This window comes from Variovorax sp. V118, assembly GCF_041154445.1.
Classification (GTDB): Bacteria; Pseudomonadota; Gammaproteobacteria; order Burkholderiales; family Burkholderiaceae_C; genus Variovorax; species Variovorax boronicumulans.
Genome location: NZ_AP028663.1, coordinates 6989824 through 7005904, shown reverse-complemented (window position 1 = coordinate 7005904; position 16081 = coordinate 6989824). Strand labels below are relative to the sequence as shown.

Here is a 16081-nt window from a genome sequence, read left to right as displayed (position 1 = left end):
AGACCCACCGCCAATTCAGCCAGGCCCACAAAGCCCTGCCACACGGAGACAGACCACATGAACGCCCCGCTGCCCGAGCACATTCGCCGCGCGCTAGAAACCGTCACGCTCGACGACAAATACAGCCTCGATTACGGGCGCGCCTTCATGAGCGGGGTGCAGGCCCTGGTCAAGCTGCCGATGCTGCAGCGCCTGCGCGACAAGCAGGTCGGCAAGAACACCGCCGGTTTCATCAGCGGCTACCGCGGCTCCCCGCTCGGCGGCTACGACCAGGCGCTGTGGAAGGCCAGCAAGTTCCTCAAGGAACAGAACATCGTCTTCCAGCCCGGCGTGAACGAAGAGCTCGCGGCCACGGCGCTGTGGGGCACGCAGCAGCTGGGCTTCTCGCCCCAGGGCACCAACAAGTTCGACGGCGTCTTCGGCATCTGGTACGGCAAGGGCCCGGGCGTGGACCGCTGCTCCGACGTCTTCAAGCACGCCAACATGGCCGGCACCACCGCCTGGGGCGGCGTGATCGCTGTGGCCGGCGACGACCACATCTCCAAGAGCTCGACCGCAGCACACCAGAGCGACCACATCTTCAAGGCCTGCGGCACGCCGGTGTTCTTCCCGGCCAACGTGCAGGAAATCCTGGACCTGGGCATCCACGCCTTCGCGCTGAGCCGCTTCTCGGGCGTGTGGTCGGGCATGAAGACGATCCAGGAGATCGTCGAGTCCAGCGCCACGGCCATGATCGACCCCGAGCGCGTCGACATCGTCATTCCCACCGACTTCGAGATGCCGCCCGGCGGCCTGCACATCCGCTGGCCCGACCATGCGCTGGAGCAGGAAGCCCGGCTCATGCACTACAAGTGGTACGCCGCGCTGGCCTACATCCGCGCCAACCGCCTGAACCACAACGTGATCGAAGGCCCGAACGACCGCTTCGGCATCATGGCCAGCGGCAAGGCCTACAACGACACGCGCCAGGCGCTCATCGACCTGGGCCTGGACGACGCGGCCTGCCGCCAGCTGGGCATTCGCCTGCACAAGGTGGGCGTGGTGTGGCCGCTGGAGGCGCAGCTCACGCGCGAATTCGCCACCGGCCTGCAGGAAATCCTGGTGGTCGAGGAGAAGCGCCAGGTCATCGAATACCAGCTCAAGGAAGAGCTCTACAACTGGCGCTCCGATGTGCGCCCCAACGTGGTCGGCAAGTTCGACGAAGGCGCCAGCTCCACGGACGACGGCTACTCCGGCGGCGAATGGTCGATGCCCAACCCGACCTCGCACACGCTGCTGCGCGCCAACGCCGACCTGAACCCGGCCCTCATCGCCAAGGCGATCGCCGGGCGCCTGAAGAAGACGGGCCTCTTGGCCGCCGCCGGCGCCGACATGGCCGCGCGCATCGACGCGCAGCTGGCCATCCTCGAGGCCAAGGAACGCGCGATGGTGGTGCAGCAGGCCTCCACCAGCGTGGCCGACGCCACGCGCCAGCCCTGGTTCTGCTCGGGCTGCCCGCACAACACCAGCACCGTCGTGCCCGAAGGTTCGCGCGCGATGGGCGGCATCGGCTGCCACTTCATGGCGACCTGGATGGACCGCTCCACCATCGGCTTCACGCAGATGGGCGGCGAGGGCGTGCCATGGGTCGGCCAGCAGCCCTTCACGACCGACCAGCACATCTTCGCCAACCTGGGCGACGGCACGTACTTCCACAGCGGCCTGCTGGCGATTCGCCAGAGCATCGCGGCGGGCGTGAACATCACCTACAAGATCCTCTACAACGACGCGGTCGCCATGACCGGCGGCCAGACCGTGGGCGAGCGCCCCGAGGGCCACTCGGTGCTGCAGATTGCCGAGAGCCTGCATGCCGAGGGCACGAAGAAGGTCGTCATCGTCACCGACGAGCCCGAGAAGTACGAGGGCGTGAACATTCCCGGCGACCACGTGCAGGTGAAGCACCGCGACCTGCTGGACGACGTGCAGCGCGAGTTCCGCGCCATGTCCGGCACCACGGCCATCATCTACGACCAGACCTGCGCCACCGAGAAGCGCCGCCGCCGCAAGCGCGGCACGGCCGTCGATCCGGCCAAGCGCGTGGTCATCAACGAGCTGGTCTGCGAAGGCTGTGGCGACTGCAGCGTGCAGAGCAACTGCCTGAGCGTGGAGCCGCTGGAAACCGAATTCGGCCGCAAGCGCACCATCAACCAGAGCAGCTGCAACAAGGACATGAGCTGCCTGAAGGGCTTCTGCCCGAGCTTCGTGACCGTCGAAGGCGGCCAGCTCAAGAAGAAGGGCAAGAACAAGGCGGCCACGCCGGCCGAGTTCGGCCTGCTGGCCGAGCCCGCCATTCCGTCGCTCGCGGGCGGCAAGGTCTGGGGCGTGGTGGTGGCCGGCGTTGGCGGCACGGGCGTGATCACCATCGGCCAGCTGCTGGGCATGGCCGCGCACATCGAGGCCAAGGGCATCGTCACGCAGGACGCGGCGGGCCTGGCGCAAAAGGGCGGCGCCACCTGGAGCCACGTGCTCATCGGCGACACGCAGGACGACATCCGCACCACCCGCGTGGGCACCGCGGCGGCGGACCTGATCCTGGCCTGCGACCCGCTCGTCACGATCAACGCCGAGACCATGGCGCGCATGCGCGAAGGGCGCACGCACGTGGCGCTCAACAGCCACAGCGCGCCCACGGCCGCCTTCGTGCGCAACGCCAACTGGCAGAACCCCGAAGACGCCTGCGCCGCTGAAATTGCGCGCGCCGTGGGCATCGACGGCCTGGGCGCCTTCGACGCCGATGCCGCCGCCACCGCGCTGATGGGCGACACCATCTACGTCAACCCGATGATCCTGGGCTACGCCTGGCAGAAGGGCTGGGTGCCGCTGGCGCACGAGTCGCTGATGCGCGCCATCGAGCTGAATGCCGTGGCCATCGAGAACAACAAGACCGCCTTCGAGTGGGGCCGCCAGGCCGCCGTGCGCCCGGACGAGCTGCAAAAGCGCGTGCGCCCGGGCCAGGTCATCGAGTTCAAGAAGCGCGAGACGGTGGAGGCCCTGGTGGCGCGCCGCGCCGAGTTCCTGACCGGCTACCAGAACGCCGCCTACGCCGAGGAATACAAGGCCTTCGTCGGCCGCGTGCAGCAGGTCGAGTCGGCCGTCGGCAAGAGCACGGGCCTGGCCGAAACGGTGGCGCGCTACCTGTTCAAGCTCATGGCCTACAAGGACGAGTACGAAGTCGCCCGCCTGCACACCGACCGCACCTTCCTCGATCGCGTCGAGGGCATGTTCGAAGGCGACTACAAGCTCAACTACCACCTGGCGCCGCCGCTCATGGCCAAGAAGAACACCAAGGGCCAGCTGCAGAAGCAGAAGTTCGGCCCCTGGATGCTCACGGGCTTCCGCTTCCTGGCGAAGCTCAAGGGCCTGCGCGGCACGGCACTCGACGTCTTCGGCCGCACCGAGGAACGCAAGACCGAGCGCGCCCTCATCGGCGAGTACCGCGCCAGCATCGAGGAAGTGCTCAAGGGCCTGCGCGCCGACAACCACGCGCTGGCGCTGGAGATCGCGAGCCTGCCCGAGCAGATCCGCGGCTACGGCCACGTCAAGGAGCGCAACCTGGCGGCGGCCCGCACCCGCTGGACCGAGCTGATGGGCAAGTGGCGCAACCCCCAGGCGCAGCGCGCAGCGGCCTGATCCGCCAGGCCCGTTTCCCCTGACAAAGAGCGCCCCTGCGGCGCTCTTTGCTATTTAAACGATAGCTGAAAGCCCTCGGGGGTGCGCCGGATAAGGGCGCGAAACGGCCATCCGCGCCGAATACAATGCCCGACTGCGCGCGGCCTCCCCCGCCGAGCCTTTGACTTGCGGCCCGCATCCCTCGTGGGCGCGGAACCGCGGGCCCGGCCCGCGCATCTGAAGTCTTTTTCTTCTCTCTTCCCTCTGCTGGAGACTCTCTTGTTCATTTCCTCTGCTTTCGCTCAAACCGCGCCCGCAGCCGCCGGTGGTGGCGACATGTTGTCTTCGCTGGGCAGCATGCTGCCGCTGGTGCTGATGTTCGTGGTGCTGTATTTCGTCATGATCCGCCCGCAAATGAAGCGCCAGAAAGAGGCCCGCGCCATGATCGAAGCCCTGGCCAAGGGTGACGAAGTCGCCACGGCCGGCGGCGTGCTCGGCAAGATCACCTCGCTGAACGACCAGTACCTCGGCCTGGAAATCGCCAACGGCGTCGAGATCAAGATCCAGCGCAGCGCGGTGGTCCAGGTGCTGCCCAAGGGCGCCGTCAAGCAATAAAAGCGTGAGCTGAACCTTGCGCTTCAGGGCGCAGGGCCCCAAGTCACGCCGTGTTCCATTTCTGAAACGCTTGTGAAAAGCGCCTTCTCATGAACCGTTACCCGGTCTGGAAGTACACGATCATCGTGATCGTGCTGCTCGTGGGGCTCATCTACGCCCTGCCCAATTTCTTCGGCGAGGCACCCGCGGTGCAGGTGTCCGCGGCCAAGACGACCGTCAAGGTCGATGCCGCCACCCAGACCCGGGTCGAGGAGGCGCTGAAGGCGGCCGGCCTGACGCCCGACCTGGTGACGCTGGACGCCGGCTCGCTGCGCGCCCGCTTCACCACCACCGACGACCAGCTCAAGGCGCGCGACGTCGTGCAGCGCGCCCTGGTGCCCGACGCCAGCGACCCGCCCTACACGGTGGCGCTGAACCTGCTGTCGCGTTCGCCCAAGTGGCTCACGTCGCTGCATGCGTTCCCGATGTACCTGGGCCTGGACCTGCGCGGCGGCGTCGACTTCCTGCTGCAGGTCGACATGAAGGGCGCCATCGACAAGAAGGCCGAATCGTTCGCGAGCGACCTGCGCACCACCTTCCGCGACAAGAGCATCCGCGGCACCCAGGTCAGCCGCAACGGCCAGACCGTCGAGGTGACCTTCCGCGACGCGGCCTCGCTGGAGACCGCCAAGCGCCTGATCGTGGACCAGTTCCCCGACCTCAGCACCACCGACACGCAAGACGGCACCAACTGGCGCCTGACCGCCACCATCAAGCCCGAGGCGGCCCGCCGCCTGCAGGACGCCGCGCTCAAGCAGAACATCACGACCCTGCACAACCGGATCAACGAACTCGGCGTGGCCGAGCCGGTGATCCAGCAGCAGGGCCTGGACCGCATCGTCGTGCAGCTGCCCGGCGTGCAGGACACGGCCAAGGCCAAGGAAATCCTGGGCCGCACCGCCACGCTCGAGATGCGCATGGTCGACGAAAGCGCCGAAGGCCGCGCGGCCGAGTTGAGCGGCGCGCCCGTGCCCTTCGGCTCCGAGAAATTCCTCGACCGCGGTGGTCGCCCGGTGATCGTGAAGAAGCAGGTGCTCGTCACCGGCGAGAACCTCACCGACGCCCAGCCCGGCTTCGACCAGCAGAGCAACCAGCCCAAGGTCGACCTGACCATGGACGCCAAGGGCGGTCGCATCATGCGCGACGTCAGCCGCGAGAACTACAAGAAGCGCATGGCCATGCTGATCTTCGAGAAGGGCAAGGGCGAAGTGCTCACGGCCCCGTCGATCAACGGCGAACTGGGCAACCGCTTCCAGGTCTCGGGTTCGATGACGGTGGCCGAAGCCAGCGACCTGGCCCTGCTGCTGCGCGCCGGCTCGCTGGCCGCGCCCATGGAGATCATCCAGGAGCGCACGATCGGCCCGACGCTCGGCGCCGACAACATCGAAAAAGGCTTCAAGAGCGTGATGTACGGCTTCCTGGCCATCATGGTCTTCATGTGTGCCTACTACGCGCTGTTCGGCCTGTTCTCGTCGATCGCGCTGGCCGTGAACCTGATGCTGCTGGTCGCCATTCTGTCGATGCTGCAGGCCACGCTCACGCTGCCCGGCATCGCGGCCATGGCGCTGGCCATCGGCGTGGCCATCGACTCCAACGTGCTGATCAACGAGCGCGTGCGCGAAGAGCTGCGCAACGGCGCTTCGCCGCAGGCCGCCATCCACGCGGGCTACGACCGCGCCTGGGGCACGATTCTCGACTCCAACGTGACCACGCTGATCGCGGGCATTGCGCTCTTGGCCTTCGGCTCGGGCCCGGTGCGCGGCTTCGCGGTGGTGCACTGCATCGGCATCGTCACCTCGATGTTCTCCGCCGTGTTCTTCTCGCGTGGCCTCGTGAACTTCTGGTACGGCCAGAAGAAGAAGCTCAAGTCTGTGTCGATCGGCACCGTCTGGCGGCCCAAGACCGACGGCACGGCCGTGGTCGACACCAAGTAACGGCCGAGGACCATCGCCATGGAATTCTTCCGCATCCACAAGACCATCCCGTTCATGCGCCATGCCCTGGTGCTGAACATCATTTCCTTCGCAACCTTTGCGCTGGCGCTGTTCTTCCTGTTCCACCGCGGGCTGCACCTGTCGGTGGAGTTCACCGGCGGCACGGTGATGGAAGTGGCCTACGAGCAGTCGGCCGACATCGGCAAGGTGCGCGAGGCCGTCACCAAGCTCGGCTATCCCGAAGTGCAGGTGCAGAACTACGGCACCTCGCGCGACGTGCAGATCCGCCTGCCCACCCAGAAGGGCATGAGCTCCGACCAGCAGAGCGCGCAGGTCATGCAGGCGCTGAAGTCGGTCGACCCCTCGGCCACGCAGCGCGGCATCGAGGTCGTCGGGCCGCAGGTCGGCGACGAGCTGACCTCCAACGGCATCAAGGCGCTGGCCATGGTGGTGATCGGCATCATGATCTACCTGGCGTTCCGCTTCGAGTGGAAGTTCGCGCTGTCCACCGTGCTGGCCAACCTGCACGACGTGGTGATCATCCTGGGCTTCTTCGCCTTCTTCCAGTGGGAGTTCTCGCTGGCGGTGCTGGCGGCGGTGCTGGCGGTGCTGGGCTACTCGGTGAACGAGTCGGTCGTGATCTTCGACCGCGTGCGCGAGAACTTCCGGCGTTACCGCAAGATGACGACCACCGAAGTCATCGACAACGCGATCACCTCGACCATCAGCCGCACGATCATCACCCACGGCTCCACGCAGCTCGTGGTGCTGTCGATGTTCTTCTTCGGCGGCCCGACGCTGCACTACTTCGCGCTGGCACTGACCATCGGCATCTGCTTCGGCATCTACTCGTCGTGCTTCGTGGCCGCTGCGATCGCGATGTGGCTGGGCGTGAAGCGCGAGGACCTGATCAAGGGCCCGCCGGTCAAGCGCGACGGCGACTCGGGCGGCGACGACCCGAACGCCGGCGCCGTCGTCTGAGGGATACTTCGGCGCCAGCTTCGCGTCACCCGCACTTGTGCGGTGGCGCATCCCGATGCAAGCTCGGGGCTGTCGCCGATGAACCGTTCTCTCCGGCCTTTCCGATCCATCAATGAGCACTGCGCGGTCCGCTTCTTCCCTGCAGCTCGCACGCGAGGCGCGTGAGCGTTTCGTGGCGGCCACGGAAGGTGCGATCGCTCCGCTGGCCCAGGCCATTCGCGACCGGCTGACCGCGGTGGCCTCCGATGTCGGCAGCGCGCGCACCATGCAGGAAAGCCGCGACGACCTCGTGGCGTTCCAGGGCCATGCCTCGCAGTGGGTGTCGCTGGCGCAGACCGGCTGGCGCAAGGCGCTGGGCACGGGCCCGGCGGGTGCCACTTCGTCGGCCCCCGCGGCGCTGCGGCTGGAGCTCATCGGCGACGAGGTGGTCGAGAGCAACATCCTCGCCTCGCGCCTCGCACAGACCATCCACGACAAGGCCAGCTTCGAACTCAGCGACCTGCGCCTGCGCATCCAGCACCTCGAAGGCACGAACGAGCTCGACGCCCGGGACGTGCTCAAGCCCGAGACCCTGGCCAAGCTGCTGGTGGAACAGTGGCTGGCCGCCGGCCTGAGCCGCGAGGCCTGGGGCCGCGTGCAAGGCACGGCGCAGCAGGCCCTGGCGGACGTGGTCGTGAAGGCCTACGAAAGCGCCAACGCCTTCCTGATCGCGCAGGGCGTGATGCCCGAAATCGACCTCAAGAGCTTCGTGCGCCGCACGGGCGATTCGGGCGGCGGCCCGTCCTCCATGGGCATGCCGGTGTCGTCGAGCATGCCGATGGGGCAGGGCTCGCCGGCAGGTGCGGCCGTGCCGCACGGCCAGCAACAGCCATCGCAGCCGCAGCGTCCGGGCTTCGCTTTCCAGGCCTCGCATGCGGCGTCCGTGCCGTCGTCGGGGCCGGCCTCCAGCTCGATGATGGGCAGCTCGCCGCTCGCGTTCGCGCGGCAGCGCGCGCAGACCGCGCTGCTGAGCCTCAAGCGCTTTGTCGCCGCGCGCATCGGCGGCGAGGCCGGCGCCTCGCAACCGGGCGGAGGCACGACCGGCACCGGCGGCGGCGTGGCCGCGCCCCGCGTGTTTTCACGCACTTTCGCCGGCGCCATCGCCGATGCCGAGGTCGCCTACCGCATGGCGGCCACGCAGTACATCGACGGCGGAGGCGAGCAGGCCACGCTGATCCAGCAGACCGCCGTCGACCTGCGCCGGCGCACCGCCGAGCTCAAGAAGCGCGCGCCCACCACGGCCGACAAGGCCACGGTCGAGATCGTGGCGCTGATGTTCCAGGCCATCCTCGCGGAAGAGCGCATTCCGTTCTCCGCGCGCGTGTGGTTCGCGCGGCTGCAGATGCCCGTGCTGCGCGTGGCCATCGCCGAGCCCGAATTCTTCGGCACCCTGCAGCACCCCGCGCGCATGCTGATCGACCGCATGGGCTCCTGCGTGATGGGCTTCGACGCCGCCGCCATCACCGGCAGCGCGCTCGAGAACGAGATCAAGCGCGTGGTGCAGGTGATCGAGCAGTACCCCGAGACCGGCCAGCGCGTGTTCAAGCTGGTGTTCGACGAGTTTGTCGCTTTCCTCAGCCGCTATCTCACGCAGAGCGACGCCACGCAGCGCGTCATGAGCGTGGCGCAGCAGGTCGAGCAGAAGGAGACGATGGCGATCCAGTACACCATCGAGTTGCGCAAGATGCTCAACGACATGCCGGTGCGCGACGAGATCCGCGAGTTCCTGTTCAAGGTCTGGGCCGAGGTGCTGGCCATCGCCGCGCTGCGCTACGGCGCGCAGGGCGAGCACACCGTGATGCTCAAGCGCGTGGCCTCCGAGCTGGTCTGGGCCGCCAGCGCCAAGCCCAACCGCGCCGACCGCGCCCGCGTGATTCAAGACCTGCCGCAGCTGCTGCAGCGACTGCGGCAGGGCATGGACCTGCTGGGCATCGTCGGCGAGCCGCAGGAAGGCCACATCAAGACCATCGGCGCCACGCTCACCGACGCCTTCATGTCGAAGACCGAGGCCATTCCCCAGGCCAAGATCGAGGCCATGGCCGAGCGGCTGGCGCACCTGGAAGACTTCGTGACCGACGACGGCAGCGCCTCCAGCCTGCCGCTGGACGCGCAGAGCATCGAGCTGCTGCTCGGCGTGGATGCGACCGCCATCGAGGTCATTTCCGACACCGCCGGCGTCAAGGTGGCCGAAGACATGCTCGCGTGGACCCACGAGCTGCAGGTCGGCAACTGGTTCATGCTGGACCACAACGACCGCGTCACGCAGGTCCAGTTCGTCTGGCGCAGCGACCGCAAGCAGCTGCACCTGTTCGCCTCAGCCGACGGCCGCAGCTTTCTCATCCAAGCTGGGCGCTTGGCGATGTACCTGCAGGCTGGCCTGCTGGTGCCGGCCGAGGAAGAGACGCTCACCGCGCGCGCCACGCGAGAGGCGCTGGCGAAGCTTGACGCGAATCCCGAGCGACTGCTGAACTAGTCAGCCGCGCGGCTGTTCTCGTCTGTGGGGAAGTGCGCGCAGCTCGGAGGAGAGCTCAGTGTGCCGTACGGCCTTCGCGGCTCTCGCAAAGCTCGTCGAGCACCAGCGCATCGGGCTCGATGCCGGTGCTCCAGTGCACCATCAGCACGATGATCTTGAGTTCGTCCAATGCCACCGGGTCACCCGGTGCGGCCATCGCGCGCTCGACGACGATCTCGCGCAGGCCGCAGGGCAGCACGTTCGACAGTTCGAGAAAGCGGATGAAGCCGAGGCACTCGGCGCCGAGGTGCTCCTGTTCCGACGGCGAGTACACGCGCATCGACTGGCTCGACTGGGGCAGCGCCGCATCGGGCGCGCCGCCCAGCGTGACGCGGGCAGTGGTGATGGCGTTGTCGTCATCGCCTTCACTGGCCTGGTGCTCAAACTGCAGGCCTTGCGTGGCAAGGCTCAGGCCGTCGAGCCACTGCAGGGCGTCGCGTATTTCGTCCGCCTCGAAACCGTGCGCACTGAGCTTGCGGCCCAGCTGTTCGGGTTCGGGGCAGGCATCGCCGCGCCAGTAGTTTTCATACACAAACACGAGCACTTCGAACATGGGCCCAATATAGCCCAGGAAACCGTTGCTCGCCCCCAGTCTTCGCGCACTTCGTGTCGCTGCGCCAACCCCCTACCGGGGGCAACACCAGCGGCCCGGCAAAGCCGGTTCCGCGGTGTTCCACGAAAAAGCGGGCGCGGACCGGGCGTCAGCCGACGGCTGCTCTTTGAAACAGGCCGCCGGGCAGCCGCGAGACATGCCCGTCGAGTTCAAGCTCGAGCATCTTCGCCTGCAGCTGGGCCGCGCTCCAGCCGGTGCGTGCGCTCAGCGCATCGAGGCTCACCGGGTCGAAGCCGAGGGCATCGAGCAGTGGGTGTTCCGGGGCCGGCGAAGGCGTGTCGCTGGCAACCGTGCGAGCGGCTGGCGCCAGCGGCGGCAGCTCTTCGAGGATGTCGTTCACCGACTCGACCAGCTTCGCGCCCTGGCGGATCAGCGCGTGGCAGCCGCGCGATTGCGGCGAGTGGATCGAGCCCGGGATCGCGAACACTTCCTTGCCCTGTTCCGACGTGAGGCGCGCGGTGATGAGCGAGCCCGACGCCAGCGCCGCCTCGACCACCAGCGTGCCGCGCGCCAGGCCCGCGATGAGGCGGTTGCGCTTGGGAAAGTTCTGCGTGAGCGGCGGCGTGCCCAGCGGCAGCTCGCTCACGATCAGCCCCTGCAGCGTGATGCGGTGCGCCAGGTCGCGGTGGCGCGCGGGGTAGACGCGGTCCAGGCCGGTGCCGACCACCGCCACCGTGGCGAGCACCGGAGCGTCGCCGGCCGCGTCGAGTGCGCCCAGGTGCGCCGCACCGTCGATGCCGAGCGCCAGCCCCGAGACCACGGGCAGGCCCGCTTCGCCCAGCGCCCGTGCGAAGGCGCGCGCGTGGCTGGCACCCTGCGGCGTCGGGTTGCGGCTGCCGACCACGGCGAGGCTGCGGCCGAGTTGCGTGAGGTCGAAGGCGGCAGCGCCGAGCACGTAGAGCATCAGCGGCGGGTCGACCATCTCGAGCAGCGAGCCCGGGTAGCCGGCGTCGCCGAGCGTCACGACGCGGCGCGTGATGGTGCCGCCGGTGGGGTCGTCCGCGGGGTGCAGCCATTGCCAGGTCTGGTCGATCTGTGCCTGCAGGCCGGAGGGCGGCTGCTTGAGCGCGGCGGCTTGGGCGGTGCTGACGACTTCGCACAGCGTCGCCTCGGGCTGCGCGAAGATCGCGTCAGGCAGCCCGAAGGCCGCGAGCAGGCGGCGTGCGGCGCCGTCGCCGACGCCTGGGGTCAGTGAAAGTCGCAGCCAGCCTGCGAGTTCTGCGCGTTCCAAACGAGTGTGCGAGAAAGAAGCCTCAGGCGCGTGTCAGGGATTGACGAGGAAGTCGCCGGCGCGGGGAGTGTCGTTGATTTCGAGCACGAGTGCGTACGAGACTTTCTCGAAGGTGCGGAACACCATCAGCAGGCCGATGCGTTCGTTCGGCAGCTTGATCGTTTCCTTGCGCGCACCGGTGCGGTCGAGGATGGTCTCGCCGTTCTTCAAAATGGCCAGCACATGGCCGTTGTCGACGCCGTCGCGCGTGCCCTTGTTGATGGCCACGACCTGGTTCTGCGCCGCGTACTGCACGGCGTTGCCGTAGACCGACACGATACGGCCGTCCACCTGGGTGGAGGGCGCGCGTGGCGCGTAGCTCAGCAGCTGGCGCGGCGGCTCGGGCAGCAGGCGGTCGCCGGCGCGCATTTCCTCGCGCGACGCAATGATGTCGATGCTGGCCGGCACGACGGTGATGACGTCCTTGTCACCGGTCGTCTCGATGGTGGTCGATTCGCCGCGTTGCAGCTGCGCCTTGCCCAGGTACTGCGCCTCGTAGCCGAGGATCTCGCCGGTGCCGGGGTCTTTCAGCGGCGTGGCGCTGCGGAAGATGCGGTAGTGCTGCACCGGGCCCGGCTTTTCGACCAGCGGCGATTCGGCGTTGCCGCGGGCATAGGCGCGGTCGCCGCGCGACAGCAGCACGCGGCTGTCGTTGCCGGCCACGATGCGCGGCGCGGCGTCGAGCGTGTTGGCGTCGACCACGATGGGTTCGCTGAGGAAGGGCTCGATCAGGCTCGGGTTGAGCGTGGGCAGGGCCATGCCGGCGAGCGAGTCGAAGCGCGTGCGCGGCGACAGCTTGATGGTGCCGCCATCGACGCCGCCCACGCTGCGGCGGGTGGTCAGGCGCGCGCGGCCGCCGCTCTTGTCCAGGTACAGCACCTGGCCCGGGTAGATGCGGTGCGGGTCCTGGATCTCGTTGATGTTCATGCCCCACAGCTCCGGCCAGCGCCAGGGGCGCAGCAGGTACAGGCGCGAGATGGCCCAGAGCGTGTCGCCGGGCTTGACGGTGTACTCGTCGGGCGCCTTCGGCGACAGCTCGCTCAGCGGCACGCCGGCCTGGGCGGTCTGCTGGGCGGTGGCGCGCTGCTGGGGCGTGACCGGGTAGGTCGTCTGCGCCCAGGCCGCCGTGGCGCCGCAACTGCCGGCCACCGCCAGGGCGGCCGTCCAGAAGGCAAAAAGGGTCGGGCGCTGGTGTTCGGTGGAGCTGGGCTGTGTCATGTCTGGATGGGTGAGCGCACGAAGTATCGTGGCGCATACGAATCTCACAATTTGCTACGAATTCTGCGCCCGAAGCCCTTGCAAGGGCAACGTTTTCGCGCCAATGCGCCGCGACACGTCGCGGAATTGGCGAAAATAGCCACAACTTCCCCCCGATTTCATGGCCAAACGAATCATTCTGAGTTACCCCGACAAGCGCCTGCACACGGTGGCCAAGCCGGTGCAGGGCGTGGACGCGCGCATCAAGACGCTGGTCGCCGACATGCTGGAAACCATGTACGACGCGAGCGGCATCGGCTTGGCCGCGACCCAGATCGACGTGCACGAGCGCGTGGTCGTGATCGACGTTTCCGAAGAGCGCAACGAACCGATCGTGCTCATCAACCCCGAAATCACCTGGGCCAGCGACGAAAAGGTGCTGAACGAAGAGGGCTGCCTCTCGGTGCCCGGCATCTACGACGGCGTGATGCGCTCCACCTCGGTGAAGGTCCAGGCGCTCGACGCCGACGGCAACACCCACACCATCGAGGCCGAGGGCCTGCTGGCCGTGTGCATCCAGCACGAGCTCGACCATCTCATGGGCAAGGTGTTCGTCGAATACCTGTCGCCGCTCAAGCGCAACCGCATCAAGAGCAAGCTCCTCAAGCAGCAGCGCGAGGACATGAAAGAAGCACGGGCATGAGCCACCGGGCTGCGTGGTCCTCGCTGGCCGCCGCCGGACTGTTGTTCCTGGCGGGTTGCGTCAGCGAACCCACGCGCATCCAGCCCGGCACCTCCGCCGCCGACACCCTGCAGCGCCTGGGCGCGCCCACCGGCCGCTACCCGCTCAACGGCGGCGGCGAGCGCCTGCAGTATTCGCGCATGCCGGCCGGCTTCGAGGTGGTCGACATCGACCTCGACGCCTCCGGCAAGGTCGTCTCGGTGACCCAGGTGCTGACCGAGGCGCGCTTCGGCCACGACATCCAGGTCGACCGCTGGCGCCAGAACGAGGTGCTGGCCTTCTACGGCAAGCCCTACGAAATCAGCCGCGTCAGCTCCTTCGACGGCACCGTCTGGACCTGGCGCTACAAGGCCATCAACGAGCGCCGCATGCTCTATATCTACATCGACCCCACCGGCGTGGTGCGCCGGTATCACACGGGGGATGACCTCGAATTCGAACGGATCCGGGATTGAGCGCGTTGAAAGTCGTTTTTGCGGGCACGCCCGAGTTCGCGCGCGTCGCCCTGGAGGCCATCGCCGCCGCCGGCCATGACATCGTCGGCGTGATGAGCCAGCCCGACCGGCCCGCCGGTCGCGGCATGAAGCTGCAGGCTTCGCCCGTCAAGCAGTGCGCCGTGACCCACAACTGGCCCGTCGCCCAGCCGCGCAGCCTGCGGCTGGACGGCAAGTACCCCGACGAGGCCACGGTCGCGCGCGACACGCTGCTCGCGTGGCAGCCCGACGTGATGGTGGTCGCGGCCTACGGGCTGATCCTGCCGCAGTGGGTGCTCGACCTGCCGGCGCACGGCTGCCTCAACATCCACGCCAGCCTGCTGCCGCGCTGGCGCGGCGCGGCGCCGATCCACCGCGCCATCGAGGCCGGCGACGCGCAGACCGGCATCACCATCATGCAGATGGACGCGGGCCTGGACACCGGCGACATGCTGCTGCGCGAGGCGCTCGACATCGCGCCCGGCGAGAACACCGCCCGCCTGCACGACCGCCTGGCCGCGCTCGGCGGGCGCATGGTGGTCGAAGCGCTGGCGCAGATCGGGCAACTCACCCGCACGCCGCAGCCCACCGAAGGCATCACCTACGCCCACAAGGTCGAGAAGCACGAAGCGCTGATCGACTGGACGCAGCCGGCCGCGGCCATCGTGCGCCGCGTGCTGGCCTTCGATCCGTTCCCCGGTGCCAACAGTCCGCTCGGCGGCGAGACCGTCAAGCTCTGGGCCGCGCACGTGGCGACCGGCCCTGCAGGCGCCGCGCCCGGCACCATCATCTCGGCCGATGCAACGGGCGTCGCCGTGGCGGCGTCGGACGCCACCGTGGTGCTCACCGAACTGCAACGCCCGGGCGGCAAGCGCCTGCCCGCGGCCGACTTCCTGCGCGGCTTCGACCTGAAAGCCGACCAGGTCTTCGGCTGATGTTCCTCTCGCCCACGCTGCGCCGCCAGCCCGAGTTCCGCGCCGGCATGCGCGACATGGCCTCGGCCGCGCTCGGCATCGGCGCCTGGGGCCTGATGACCGGCGTGGCCATGGTCAAGTCGGACATGAGCGTGCTCGAGGCCGTGGCGATGACGCTGTTCGTCTACGCCGGCAGCTCGCAGTTGGCAGCCATCCCGCTGCTGGCCGCGGGCGCGCCGGCCTGGGTGATTTTGGCGACGGGCTTTTGCGTCAACCTGCGCTTCGTGGTGTTCAGCCTGCACCTGCGGCCCTACCTCATGCACATGCCGCGCTGGCGCCGCCTGCTGCACGGCTACCTGACGGCCGACCTGAGCTACGCGCTCTTCACGAAGCAGTACACGGCCCCGCCGACCACGCCCGCCGAGCGGCTGGCGCAAGAGGCCTACCTCACCGGCAACTACTTCGTGACCTGGTGCGCGTGGATGGGCATGAGCCTGCTGGGCATCGCGCTGGCCAACCTCATTCCGCAGACCTGGGGCCTGGGCTTTGCCGGCGTGCTGAGCCTGGTGGCCATCGTCTGCTCGATGGCGACGACGCGGCTGCGCGTGCTGGCCGCGCTCATCGCGGGCGCCACGGCGGTCGCGGCCTATGCGCTGCCGCTCAAGCTCAACATCGTGGTCGCGATCGGCGTGGCGGTGCTGCTGTGCTTCTGGCTCGAAAAGCAGTTCGGGCTCGACCCCGACGCGGAGGACGACAAGTGAGCGGCGGTACCGACTGGTGGTCCCTGGCCGTGATCGCCGGCCTCGCCGGCGTCACCGTGCTCACGCGCTGCTTCTTCTTCATCCTCGACCGGCCCTGGGGCCTGCCCGAGTGGGCGCACCGCGCGCTGCACTACGCGCCGGCCGCCGCGCTGGCCGGCGTGATCGCGCCCGAGATCGTGATGACGCAGGGCCACCTGATCACCACCTTGCACGACGCCCGCCTCTACGCGGCGGTCGTCGGCGGCGCCTACTACTTCTGGCGGCGCGGCGTGCTGGGCACGATGCTGGCCGGCATGGCGGTGTACCTGCCCCTGCACCTCGGCCTGGGCTGGTGATCGACTTG

13 protein-coding genes are annotated in these 16081 nt (G+C 68.3%); 10 read left to right on the top strand and 3 right to left on the bottom strand.

The features are described 5' to 3' along the window. Window positions 1–57: 57 nt before the first annotated feature. The 5 genes from ACAM52_RS32730 to ACAM52_RS32710 all read left to right on the top strand — a co-directional run bounded on the left by ACAM52_RS32730 (window position 58) and on the right by ACAM52_RS32710 (window position 9729). Window positions 58–3669: an indolepyruvate ferredoxin oxidoreductase family protein gene (locus tag ACAM52_RS32730; protein ID WP_369645604.1), complete on the top strand. Its 3612-nt coding sequence runs from the start codon at window positions 58–60 to the stop codon at window positions 3667–3669. A 258-nt stretch (window positions 3670–3927) separates the two neighbouring features. Further along, on the top strand, window positions 3928–4263 hold the full coding sequence (gene yajC, locus ACAM52_RS32725) for a preprotein translocase subunit YajC (protein WP_062478234.1): 336 nt from the start codon (window positions 3928–3930) through the stop codon (window positions 4261–4263). An 89-nt stretch (window positions 4264–4352) separates the two neighbouring features. Continuing rightward, window positions 4353–6236: a protein translocase subunit SecD gene (gene secD / locus ACAM52_RS32720; protein ID WP_062478237.1), complete on the top strand. Its 1884-nt coding sequence runs from the start codon at window positions 4353–4355 to the stop codon at window positions 6234–6236. A gap of 18 nt (window positions 6237–6254) precedes the next feature. After that, window positions 6255–7217, top strand: a complete 963-nt coding sequence (gene secF / locus ACAM52_RS32715) for a protein translocase subunit SecF (protein WP_062478240.1) — start codon at window positions 6255–6257, stop codon at window positions 7215–7217. A gap of 112 nt (window positions 7218–7329) precedes the next feature. Further along, the gene (locus ACAM52_RS32710; protein ID WP_369645603.1) at window positions 7330–9729 is read left to right on the top strand and encodes a DUF1631 family protein; all 2400 of its coding nucleotides are present in this window, start codon (window positions 7330–7332) and stop codon (window positions 9727–9729) included. Window positions 9730–9784: 55 nt separating this feature from the next. Here the strand turns inward: ACAM52_RS32710 and ACAM52_RS32705 are convergent, their stop codons facing one another. From ACAM52_RS32705 to ACAM52_RS32695, 3 genes are all read right to left on the bottom strand, one after another. Further along, the gene (locus ACAM52_RS32705; RefSeq protein WP_139700756.1) at window positions 9785–10321 is read right to left on the bottom strand and encodes a DUF494 family protein; all 537 of its coding nucleotides are present in this window, start codon (window positions 10319–10321) and stop codon (window positions 9785–9787) included. A gap of 148 nt (window positions 10322–10469) precedes the next feature. Beyond that, window positions 10470–11612, bottom strand: a complete 1143-nt coding sequence (gene dprA / locus ACAM52_RS32700) for a DNA-processing protein DprA (RefSeq protein WP_369645602.1) — start codon at window positions 11610–11612, stop codon at window positions 10470–10472. A gap of 33 nt (window positions 11613–11645) precedes the next feature. After that, entirely contained in the window at window positions 11646–12869 is a 1224-nt protein-coding gene (locus tag ACAM52_RS32695) for a LysM peptidoglycan-binding domain-containing protein (RefSeq protein WP_139700752.1), read from the bottom strand. 160 nt (window positions 12870–13029) lie between these two features. Here ACAM52_RS32695 and def point away from each other — a divergent pair, with 160 nt between their 5' ends. The 5 genes from def to ACAM52_RS32670 are packed head-to-tail and all read left to right on the top strand — an operon-like array spanning window position 13030 to window position 16073. Beyond that, the gene (def, locus tag ACAM52_RS32690; RefSeq protein WP_159279204.1) at window positions 13030–13551 is read left to right on the top strand and encodes a peptide deformylase; all 522 of its coding nucleotides are present in this window, start codon (window positions 13030–13032) and stop codon (window positions 13549–13551) included. After that, entirely contained in the window at window positions 13548–14045 is a 498-nt protein-coding gene (locus ACAM52_RS32685; protein WP_369645601.1) for a hypothetical protein, read from the top strand. The genes def and ACAM52_RS32685 overlap by 4 nt, the downstream gene beginning before the upstream one ends. Continuing rightward, window positions 14042–14998 carry a methionyl-tRNA formyltransferase gene (fmt, locus tag ACAM52_RS32680; protein WP_369645600.1) on the top strand — a complete coding sequence of 319 codons (957 nt, stop codon included), beginning with the start codon at window positions 14042–14044 and terminating at the stop codon, window positions 14996–14998. The genes ACAM52_RS32685 and fmt overlap by 4 nt, the downstream gene beginning before the upstream one ends. Continuing rightward, window positions 14998–15738, top strand: coding sequence for an AzlC family ABC transporter permease (locus tag ACAM52_RS32675; protein WP_062478259.1), 741 nt, complete (start codon window positions 14998–15000; stop codon window positions 15736–15738). The genes fmt and ACAM52_RS32675 overlap by 1 nt, the downstream gene beginning before the upstream one ends. After that, entirely contained in the window at window positions 15735–16073 is a 339-nt protein-coding gene (locus ACAM52_RS32670; protein WP_062478262.1) for an AzlD domain-containing protein, read from the top strand. The genes ACAM52_RS32675 and ACAM52_RS32670 overlap by 4 nt, the downstream gene beginning before the upstream one ends. Window positions 16074–16081: the final 8 nt, after the last annotated feature.